At 66.9% G+C, this 10,016-nt stretch carries 10 protein-coding genes; all 10 read left to right on the top strand.

The window, feature by feature from the left end; all coding sequences use genetic code 11:
- Positions 1–181: 181 nt before the first annotated feature.
- The 10 genes from E3T61_RS07825 to fusA all read left to right on the top strand — a co-directional run bounded on the left by E3T61_RS07825 (position 182) and on the right by fusA (position 10,000).
- Positions 182–670: a hypothetical protein gene (locus E3T61_RS07825; protein WP_134640307.1), complete on the top strand. Its 489-nt coding sequence runs from the start codon at positions 182–184 to the stop codon at positions 668–670.
- Positions 671–672: 2 nt separating this feature from the next.
- Positions 673–1,719 carry a hypothetical protein gene (locus E3T61_RS21875; RefSeq protein ID WP_166793181.1) on the top strand — a complete coding sequence of 349 codons (1,047 nt, stop codon included), beginning with the start codon at positions 673–675 and terminating at the stop codon, positions 1,717–1,719.
- Positions 1,712–3,433 (top strand): hypothetical protein, encoded by a 1,722-nt coding sequence (locus tag E3T61_RS07815; protein ID WP_134640306.1) that lies wholly within the window; start codon positions 1,712–1,714, stop codon positions 3,431–3,433. Before E3T61_RS21875 ends, E3T61_RS07815 begins: the two co-directional genes overlap by 8 nt.
- Positions 3,430–3,957: a hypothetical protein gene (locus E3T61_RS07810; protein ID WP_134640305.1), complete on the top strand. Its 528-nt coding sequence runs from the start codon at positions 3,430–3,432 to the stop codon at positions 3,955–3,957. The genes E3T61_RS07815 and E3T61_RS07810 overlap by 4 nt, the downstream gene beginning before the upstream one ends.
- Before the next feature lie 60 nt (positions 3,958–4,017).
- Positions 4,018–4,659, top strand: coding sequence for a YitT family protein (locus E3T61_RS07805; RefSeq protein ID WP_241992448.1), 642 nt, complete (start codon positions 4,018–4,020; stop codon positions 4,657–4,659).
- A gap of 133 nt (positions 4,660–4,792) precedes the next feature.
- The gene (locus E3T61_RS07800; protein WP_134640304.1) at positions 4,793–5,434 is read left to right on the top strand and encodes a spermidine/putrescine ABC transporter substrate-binding protein; all 642 of its coding nucleotides are present in this window, start codon (positions 4,793–4,795) and stop codon (positions 5,432–5,434) included.
- Positions 5,435–5,657: 223 nt separating this feature from the next.
- Positions 5,658–6,506, top strand: coding sequence for an endonuclease domain-containing protein (locus E3T61_RS07795; protein ID WP_134640303.1), 849 nt, complete (start codon positions 5,658–5,660; stop codon positions 6,504–6,506).
- Between the two features lie 414 nt (positions 6,507–6,920).
- Complete coding sequence (rpsL, locus tag E3T61_RS07790) at positions 6,921–7,295, top strand: 30S ribosomal protein S12 (RefSeq protein WP_055811472.1); 375 nt, start codon at positions 6,921–6,923, stop codon at positions 7,293–7,295.
- A complete protein-coding gene (rpsG, locus tag E3T61_RS07785) occupies positions 7,295–7,765 on the top strand; it encodes a 30S ribosomal protein S7 (RefSeq protein WP_066597688.1) in 471 nt (156 codons plus the stop codon). The genes rpsL and rpsG overlap by 1 nt, the downstream gene beginning before the upstream one ends.
- Positions 7,766–7,885: 120 nt before the next feature.
- Entirely contained in the window at positions 7,886–10,000 is a 2,115-nt protein-coding gene (gene fusA / locus E3T61_RS07780; protein ID WP_134640302.1) for an elongation factor G, read from the top strand.
- Positions 10,001–10,016: the final 16 nt, after the last annotated feature.

Here is a 10,016-nt window from a genome sequence, read left to right as displayed (position 1 = left end):
AGCACCCGCGCCACCCGCCGCGTCACGCGCAGCACCCGCGCCACCCGCCGCGTCACGCGCAGCACCCGCGCCACCCGCCGCGTCACGCGCAGCACCCGCGCCACCGGCCGCGACACGAGTCGCGCACCACCAGCACCACCCGCGCGGCACCATCGGCAGCATCCATCACCAGGGAGACCGCATGTACGGCGATATGGCGGCACTCGGCCGGCAATCCGCCGCGCTGCGCACCCTCGCCGACGACACCCGGACCCGCGCCACGACGCTGCGATCCGCCGTGGGAAAGACCTGGGTCTCTGCCGCCGCAGCCAGCTTCATCGACCAGCTCGGTGAGCGTGCCAGAAATCTCGACATCTCGGCCACCTCGCTCGACGAGGCCGCCGACAGAATCGACGCGCACATCCGCTCGGTCGAAGCGGTGAAAGCGGCTATCGTCGAAGCCGAACAGTGGATCTCGGACCGCTGGAGCGACGCGGCCCGCCTGGTGGGAAATACCGTTGAGGTGATCACCGAGGGCGCCGAGAACATCTTCGAATTCTTCGGCACCGAGGTGCCCCGCGCGCTGGTGAGCGAAGCCGACGAACTCATCCGCACGGTGCGAGAGCTCCCCACCCCGGGCTCGCCCGAGTGGCTCGACCTGGCCGACACCTTCCACCGACGGGGCTGGTAACCATGGCTTTCTCCACCGCGGCGCTCGCCGCCCCGACCACGCCGGCCCGGTTCGGCCTCACCGCCGACCAGTTGTACCTGCTGCAGAGCAGCTGCCCGGGCCTCACCCTGCCGGCCGAGTTCCACTCCGCCTGGGCCGACGACGTGCCCGAGAGCGAACGGGCCGAACGGATGCTCGTGGCCGAGCTGGGCCTGATCGACCAGGGCCTGCTGCGGCCGGCCCCCGCCGACGTCCAAATCGTCCCCGCCGGAGACGCCCACGCACCTGGCGCCCACGCGCCCGGCGCCACCACGCCCGGCGCCACCACGCCCGGCGCCACCACGCCTGATGCCACCGCACCTGGCGCCCACGCCCCCACTACCTTCCCAGCCCGGGTCCACCCCGCCGTCCTCTCCTTCCTGGGCCTGTTCACCGAACCGGCCCTGCACCTCACCGTGCATTCCTGGGGCGGCGGCCGCACCATCCTGCAGGCCGTCGCCGTGCGCGGCGGCTTCGCCGCCTCCCTGGTGCGCGGCCAGCGCCTCAACGACCACGGCACGAACCCGGCCAACGAAGACGCGGTGGAACTCTCCGCGTTCCCCGTCACAGCACTTATCGGGGAGACCCTGCGCTCCCTCGTGCGCCTCGAACCCCAGACCACGCCGGCCGCCCCGCACGCCCGGCCCGCCGCCGTCGTGCTCCCGCTCACCCTGGCGCAGGGCATGATCGGCGCCATCCGCACCGGCAGCCCCGACATCATCCACGCCGCCGCCCTCGAGGTGGGACTACCGCAGGCCGAGCAGGTGCTCGAAGGCCCCGCGTTCGGCATCAACGCCGGCTACAGCGTCACCGCCACCTCGCTCACCGGCGACACCCTCGCGGTGCACTGGTTCCGCAGCGCCGCCGGCTGGTTCCAGATGAGCGCCGACACCCCGCTGGTGGGCCGCATCGAGTCCACCGTCGATTTTGTCGACTCCAGCCGGGTGCGCATCCAGACCACCGGCCCGGCCGCGATCACCGGGCAGGTCACCACCGCCATCGGCGCACTGCTCGGGGTACTCCGTGGCTGAGCCCACATTCACCGTCTCCGGGGGAGCGGGCGGCATCGGCGCCAACCTCGCCGACATGCGCACCGAGTCCGGGCACCTCGCCGCTATGGCCCAGCAGCTCGTGGACCAGTCCCTCACCGCAGCCGGCATCGCCGTGGACGGCGACCTGCTCGCCTCCGCCATCCTCTCGCCGATCACCGCCGCGGCCGCCGAACAACAGATCGTGTTCGCCACCGGCCAGATGCTGCTCTTCGCCACCGAGGCCGGCGTCACCGCGGTGTTCCTGGCCGGCGCCGTGGATGCCTACGAGGCCGTTGACCGCAGCCTCGCGCTGCTCGCCGACGCAGCGGTGAACACCACCACCTTCTTCATCGGCGTGATGGCCGTGCCGCTGGCGGTGAGCCTCGCCGCCGTGGCGGCCGCCGACGTGGCCCTGGTCTTCGTGGCCGGGTACGGCGGCGAAGCACTGGAATCGCTCGGCGAGGGCGTCGAGAACGTGCTGGCCCACCCCGGCTCGCTCGCAAATCCCGCCCTCGCGCTCGGGCTGGTGCTGGCCGGCGCGGCGGCGAACTACGACGGCGACGAGGCCCAACACACCGTGGAGGGCCAGCTCGCCGCCCAGCTCGACCAGCTCAACGAGCTGGCGGGGGAGAACGCCTGGGCCGTCGACCTGATCGCCCAGGGCGCCCCGGGGCTGCTCTCCGGTCTCACCCTGCCGCTGACAATGCTGCTCGGCCCGGTCGCCGGCAACGCGCTGCTAGCCAAGCTCACCGGGGTGCCGTGGCCGCCCACCAGCTACGAGCAGGCGCTGCAGGCCATCATCGGGGCGGGCAACCAAGGCGGCTACTTCGACGACGGACCGCTGCTCACCCACGACGACCTGATCACCCCGCCCGAGATCATCGGCCCCGATGTCGCCACCCCGACCAGCCTCGAGGGCCTGTTCGCCGGGTCGGCGCAGATCGACCAATACGACACCTCCGCCACGGGCGCCGAAAACGCGCTGGCGCGCATCCGCATCACCGAGGTGCCCGGTAACCCGCCGAGTTTCATCGTGCAGGTGCCCAGCACTCAGGTGTGGGACCCGGCCGCCGGCAGCACACCCAACGACGTCACCAGCGATACGCACGCCATGCTGGCCCGGCAGACGGCGCTCTCCAGCGCCGTGGATGCGGCGATGCAGGAGGCCGGCATCACCAAGGACAACCCGGTGATGATCCAGGGCTTCAGCCTGGGCGGCATCGTCGCCGGGCAGATGGCGGCCGACCCGAGCCTGAACTACACCTTCACGCACGTCGTCACCGGCGGATCACCGGTCGCCAACTTCGACATCCCCAGCGGGGTGCAGGTGCTCTCGCTCGAGTTCGACGAAGACCCGGTCGCCAAGCTCGACGGCCACAACAACCCCGACAGCGCGAACTGGACCACCGTGCAGGCTTCCGCCCCGTCACTGCCCACCGACAAGGGCATCCCGGTCGGCATCGCCGGCGAACAGGGCGCCCACAACGCCGACCGGTACGCGATCACGGCCGGGGAGGTCGCGGCGTCATCGGACCCGAGCATCACCGCGTTCAACGACTCCGCCGCAGGCTACTTTCCAGACGCTGACGCCGAGCTGGCCGTGACCATGAGCACCGACTCCGAAACCCACATCACTACAATCACCACGACCAACACCGACACCGGTGAGGTCGTGTCCAGAACCACGGACTACGGAGCGCAACGCCAGCCATGAGTCGACAGCACCGATCGTTCAGAACGCACCGAACGGCCCCGCTCGTCGCCGCCGCCCTGACGGCCGCGGTGGCGCTGGGCGGATGCGCCGGCCTCGGCCGGTCCGGGCAGCCCGCGGCCCCGAACTCCCCGACGGCCGCCCGCACCACGGCACAGGTCACCGAAGAACTGACCCAGCTCCCCGGGGTGAGCGCCGCGTTCGTGTCGACCGGGCCGGTGGGGCTGCCCAACCAACTGGAACTGACCGTCGGGCTCAACCTCGAGGCCGGCTACCCGGGTGATGTGCCCGCGCTGCTGGACTACACGCTGGCCATGGCCTGGTCCGCGACCGCGGAGGAGCCCACCACCACGGCGTCCGTGGCGTTCCGGGACGGCGACACGGCTCTCGACCTGGCCCCGGCCGCGGCCGCTCTGGGCTGGACGGAGATGACCGGTCCCACCCTGGACCTGTCCGTGGACGACATGGCCGAGCGCTACGGCCCCTGGCCCGGCCCGGTGCCGGAGAAACCCGCCGCACTGGGCTGAGCGCCCGGCTCGATACCATGGCGTAATGACCTGCGCCACTATTACCCCGGAGCCCCGCGCGTGACGCGCACCGCATCCGCTCCGATCGTCGACCCGTCCGAGCGCCCGCAGCGGGTGCCGCACTCCCGGTTCGAGAACGTGGTGGCGCTGTTCATCGGCACCTTCGCCGTCTCCTTCGGCCTGTACCTGCTCAAAGAGGTCGGCGTGGCCACCGGCGGCACCGCCGGCATCGCCCTGCTGGCCAGCTACGCCACCAGCTGGTCGTTCGGCGTGTGGTTCGTACTCGTGAACGTGCCGTTCTTCGCCCTGGCGATCTGGCGGATGGGCTGGCGTTTCACCGTGAAGACCCTGGTCGCCGTGGTGCTGGTGTCGCTGTACTCCGAGGTGCACCCGCTGATGCTTGAAATCGGGGACATGAACCCGATCTACGCCACGCTGCTCGGCAGTCTGCTCGCGGGCATCGGCCTCATCGTCCTGTTCCGTCACCAGGCGAGCCTGGGTGGGGTCAACATCCTCGCGCTCTACCTGCAGAAGAGCCGCGGATGGCGGGCCGGCTACGTGCAGCTCGTGGTGGACGTGCTCATCGTGCTCGCCGCATTCGCCACGCTGCCCCTGCCGATGGTGCTGCTCTCGGTGGTGGGCGCGGTCATCCTCAACATGATCATCGCCATGAACCACCGCCCCGACCGCTACTTCGGCTGAGCCCTCGAGGTCTCGACAAGCTCGACCACCGAGAGGGTCGAGCCCGCCCGCCGCGGGTAGAGGCAGCCCTTCGCTGGTTGAGCTTGCCGAAACCAGGTGACTCCGGGCCCGGCACCGACTAAACTTGACAGCCATGGATGCATCCATCGAGTCGCGGGTCGACCGCGAGGTCGAGGCCTGGTTGCGTTGGGTTCCCCGTTGGCGGCCCGGAACGCACCGGGCACGCTCCAGACTCTGCCAGCAGTGCTTCGGCTCGCCGGTGTTGCGCGCCGCGGGCCTTGACACGGATGTGCCACATGCGGTGCAGCATCCGCTCTCGATGCGCATCAAGACTCTCGTCGACGACGAGGTAGAGACCTACACGGCGCGGAACCTGCCGCTGCTCAACCGGGAACTGGGCCTGATCGAACTGCGCCGCGCCGCGCAGGCCTACCGGCCGCTCGAGGGCTTGGAGCCCGAGTTCGACGGCCTCGACCTGGACCCGCCGCCGGAGCCGGACGAGCCGTACCTGTTCACCTTCGAGGAGTTCGTGCAGCCGCTCAGCGCCGACGACCCCGAACTTGTGCCGCCGCCGCTGAGCATCGAGGAGAAGACGACCCTGCGGGTGGAGATGCGGTTGGCCGACGACTACGCCACGCTGGTCGGCAAACGGATCTGCGCCGACCTGGGCGGGCGCCGGGTGCAGCTGCAGCAGGCCATTGCCACGTTCGTGGAACCACAGGTGCAGGCGCTGCTGGCCGACTTGGGCAGCACGCTGGACCCGCACGGGACCTGACTGGCATCCGACGATCCGGACCCAACGGCGGACGTTTATGAGGAAAACGGCCGATTATGAGGATGCCGTCACCGATCGCGTCCTTGCAATCTCACTTTCTCCTCACAATCGTGCGCGCGGCAGGGAGGCGGGGCTCGGTGTGCACAGGGGGCGAGCCGGGGAGAGTTTGCACAGCGGAGAACACCGGGGTAGATGAGCGGATGCCGGCGGTGACACTGGGCGCATGGAACTCGGCACCTGGCTCAACCAGCACGGCGGGATCGCGCACTCTCAACAGGCCCTCCGTGCGGGCTTCACCCGCTTCGCGATCAGGCAGAACGTTGCCGGAGGTGTGTGCGCCCGCGTCCGGCGCGATTGGTTGGCGCTGCCGACGGCCCCGATGGACCTGCGCGCTGCAGCGGCGCTCGGCGGGCGGGTAGCGTGCCTCAGCGTGGCCAGGCGACTTGAGCTGTGGCACCTCCCTGACGGGAGGAACCACGTCAGTATCCCGAGGAACGGCGCGGTTGCCGCATCCGACACCCTGCGGGTGCATTGGAGCGCCGGACCGGTGCCGGTTGCCCGGTTCGCGCTCGTGGAACCGATCGAGAACGCCCTCGTACACATTGCGGAGTGCCAGCCCTTTGAGAATGCTCTCGTCGTCTGGGACGCCGCCCTCAACAAGAACCTTGTGACCCCGCAGTCGCTGGCACGATTGCACTTGCGCGGCACCGCGGCCCGCGCCGTGCGCGAGGTAGCGTCGGGATTGTCCGATTCGGGCCTGGAGACGCTACCTGTGGCACGGCTGGCATTGACGGGTATCCGGGTCAGCCAGCAGGTCATACTCGAAGGCCACAAAGTGGATGGGCTCATCGGCGACCGGCTCGTGCTGCAGAGCGACGGGTTCAGCTTTCACTCGTCGGCCGAGCAGCGGCGGGCGGACATCGCCCACGATCGCCGGCTGGCGCTGCTGGGCTACACGGTATTGCGCTACGACTACCGGCAAATCCTGTTCGACTGGCCCCGGATCGAGAACGAGATCCTCCGGGCCATGGCCCAAGGTCTGCACCTGTCGCCGGCGCACGATAGGAGATAGTGAGATTGCGAGGATGCATTCGCCGATTTCGTCCTGTCAATCTCACCATTTCCTATAATCACGACGAGTGCCCGTTCCGGGTGCCCACGGCAGGCCCGAGCACGCGGCCGGGGAAGTCGGGCGCGCTTGACCCGCAACCCCAGCGGGGTTAGCATTGTCCGGTGTGCGCTTTGTCGTGCGCTTCAGTTATGCCGCTTCGTTGTCTGACATCGGGTTGCACTTCAGACGCCCCGACACTCCACGCAAACAGGGTTTGCTCTCCGAGCGGCCCCCACGGCATACCCACCAGAACGACCGGAAGCAATTCCGTGATGTCCGGCGGGTCCAGATGAACTCGATGAGCACTGAGAAGTGCGATTCGAATGCTTTGACATCAGTCAGCTGTCACCGTGCAGCAAAAACAAGGAGTTATTAGTGCCCACCATTCAGCAGTTGGTGCGAAAGGGACGCAGCCCCAAGGTCACCAAGACCAAGGCTCCCGCCCTGAAGTCCAACCCCCAGCAGCGCGGCGTTTGCACGCGCGTGTACACGACCACCCCGAAGAAGCCGAACTCGGCTCTCCGCAAGGTTGCTCGCGTCAAGCTGTCCAACGGTACCGAGGTCACCGCCTACATCCCCGGTGAAGGCCACAACCTGCAGGAGCACTCGATGGTGCTCGTTCGCGGCGGTCGTGTTAAGGACCTCCCCGGTGTTCGTTACAAGATCGTTCGCGGCGCCCTGGACACCCAGGCAGTCAAGAACCGCAAGCAGGCTCGTAGCCGCTACGGCGCCAAGATGGAGAAGAAGTAATGCCTCGTAAAGGCCCAGCGCCCAAGCGTCCCGTTATCGCTGACCCGGTATACGGCGCTCCCATTGTTAGCCAGCTGGTCAACAAGATCCTCCTCGACGGCAAGAAGGGCCTCGCCGAGCGCATCGTTTACGATGCACTCGAAGGCGTCGTTGCCAAGAACGGTGCGGATGCTGTTGTCACGCTGAAGAAGGCACTCGACAACGTGCGCCCGACCCTCGAGGTGCGTTCGCGCCGCGTCGGTGGTTCCACCTACCAGGTGCCCGTCGAAGTCAAGCCGCACCGTGCGAACACTCTCGCGCTGCGTTGGTTGACCAGCTACGCCAAGGCGCGTCGCGAGAAGACCATGACCGAGCGTCTCACCAACGAGATCCTCGACGCGTCCAACGGCCTCGGTGCCGCTGTGAAGCGTCGTGAGGACACTCACAAGATGGCTGAAGCGAACAAGGCTTTCGCTCACTACCGCTGGTAGTCGTCCGTCGCTGGTCGAGCGGGTTGAGGCTTTGGTCTCGGCAAGCTCGACCGGCGGTGCAGGCTCGTCCTGCAAACGCCTGTTCAACCTCATCTTTCACAACACTTCCGGAGGACACCCGTGGCACTTGACGTGCTCACCGACCTGAGCAAGGTCCGCAACATCGGCATCATGGCCCACATCGATGCCGGCAAGACAACTACGACCGAGCGCATCCTTTTTTACACGGGTGTGAACCACAAGATCGGTGAGACGCACGATGGCGCCTCCACGATGGACTGGATGGCGCAGGAGCAGGAACGTGGCATCACGATCACGTCCGCTGCAACGACGTGCTTCTGGGCCGGTAACCAGATCAACATCATCGACACCCCCGGCCACGTGGACTTCACCGTTGAGGTGGAGCGTTCGCTCCGCGTTCTCGACGGCGCTGTCGCCGTGTTCGACGGCAAGGAGGGCGTTGAGCCCCAGTCCGAGACCGTCTGGCGCCAGGCCGACAAGTACGACGTGCCCCGCATCTGCTTCGTCAACAAGATGGACAAGCTCGGCGCCGACTTCTACTACACCGTCGACACCATCGTGAAGCGCCTCGGCGCCAAGCCGCTGGTCATCCAGCTGCCCATCGGTGAAGAGTCGAACTTCGAAGGGGTCGTTGACCTCGTCGAAATGCGTGCACTGACCTGGCGCGGCGACTCCAAGGGTGACGTCGAGATGGGCGCCAAGTACGCCATCGAGCCGATCCCCGAAGACCTCGTAGAGAAGGCTGCTGAATACCGCAAGCTGCTCCTCGAGACCGTCGCCGAGACCGATGACGACCTCATGGAGAAGTATTTCTCCGGCGAGGACCTCACCGTTGCAGAGATCAAGGCCGCGATCCGCAAGCTCACCGTAGCCAGCGAGATCTACCCGGTCCTCTGCGGTTCCGCGTTCAAGAACCGTGGTGTGCAGCCGATGCTGGATGCCGTTGTCGACTACCTGCCGACCCCGCTCGACGTTCCCGCCATCGAGGCTCTCGATGCGCGTGACGAAGAGAAGACGATCATGCTGCACCCCAACGCTGACGAGCCGTTCGCGGCTCTGGCGTTCAAGGTTGCCGTGCACCCGTTCTTCGGTCGGCTCACCTACGTCCGGGTTTACTCCGGCCGTATCGACTCCGGTGCCCAGATCATCAACTCCACCAAGGGCAAGAAGGAGCGCATCGGGAAGATCTTCCAGATGCACGCCAACAAGGAGAACCCGGTCGGTTTCGTTACCGCTGGTCACATCTACGCGGTCATCGGCCTCAAGGACACGACCACCGGCGACACCCTGTGCGACCCGCAGCAGCAGGTCGTCCTCGAGTCGATGACGTTCCCTGACCCGGTTATCGAAGTTGCCATCGAGCCGAAGACCAAGCAGGACCAGGAAAAGCTGGGTCTCGCGATCCAGAAGCTGGCCGAAGAAGACCCCACTTTCCGTACCGAGCAGAACCAGGAAACTGGTCAGACGGTCATCAAGGGAATGGGTGAGCTTCACCTGGACATCCTCGTCGACCGCATGAAGCGTGAATTCAACGTTGAGGCGAACGTCGGCAAGCCCCAGGTTGCTTACCGCGAGACGATCAAGAAGGCCGTCGAGCGTCACGACTACACGCACAAGAAGCAGACCGGTGGATCCGGCCAGTTCGCGAAGATTCAGTTCGCGATCGAGCCGCTTGAAATCACTGCCGACAAGTCGTACGAGTTCGTGAACAAAGTCACCGGTGGCCGTATCCCGCGTGAGTACATCCCTTCGGTTGACGCCGGAATCCAGGATGCCCTCCACGTGGGTGTGCTCGCCGGGTACCCGATGGTCGGCGTCAAGGCAAGCCTGCTTGACGGTGCCGCTCACGACGTCGACTCCTCGGAGATGGCGTTCAAGATTGCCGGCTCGATGGGCTTCAAGGAAGCCGTTCGGAAGGCAAACCCGGTTCTTCTTGAGCCGTTGATGGCCGTCGAGGTGCGCACCCCTGAGGAATACATGGGTGACGTCATCGGAGACCTCAACTCTCGCCGTGGCCAGATCCAGACCATGGAGGACGCACAGGGCGTGAAGGTTATCCGCGCACACGTTCCGCTGTCGGAGATGTTCGGTTACATCGGCGACCTGAGGTCCAAGACCTCGGGCCGCGCGGTGTACTCGATGACTTTCGAGAGCTACCAGGAGGTCCCGAAGGCTGTTGCCGACGAGATCATCCAGAAGAACAAGGGCGAATAACCCACCGGCCTTCGGG

Origin of the sequence: Cryobacterium lactosi, from assembly GCF_004403945.1 — a bacterium.
In the GTDB taxonomy this organism is placed as follows: Bacteria; Actinomycetota; Actinomycetes; order Actinomycetales; family Microbacteriaceae; genus Cryobacterium; species Cryobacterium lactosi.
The sequence above is the reverse complement of the archived record's forward strand: the minus strand, read 5'-3'. Positions and strand labels throughout refer to the sequence as shown.

Coding starts and splice junctions, on each gene's coding strand:
- E3T61_RS21875 (WP_166793181.1), top strand. CDS start 673: ATGGCTTTCTCCACCGCGGCGCTCGCCGCCCCGACCACGCCGGCCCGG.
- rpsG (WP_066597688.1), top strand. CDS start 7,295: ATGCCTCGTAAAGGCCCAGCGCCCAAGCGTCCCGTTATCGCTGACCCG.
- E3T61_RS07825 (WP_134640307.1), top strand. CDS start 182: ATGTACGGCGATATGGCGGCACTCGGCCGGCAATCCGCCGCGCTGCGC.
- E3T61_RS07800 (WP_134640304.1), top strand. CDS start 4,793: ATGGATGCATCCATCGAGTCGCGGGTCGACCGCGAGGTCGAGGCCTGG.
- E3T61_RS07795 (WP_134640303.1), top strand. CDS start 5,658: ATGGAACTCGGCACCTGGCTCAACCAGCACGGCGGGATCGCGCACTCT.
- E3T61_RS07810 (WP_134640305.1), top strand. CDS start 3,430: ATGAGTCGACAGCACCGATCGTTCAGAACGCACCGAACGGCCCCGCTC.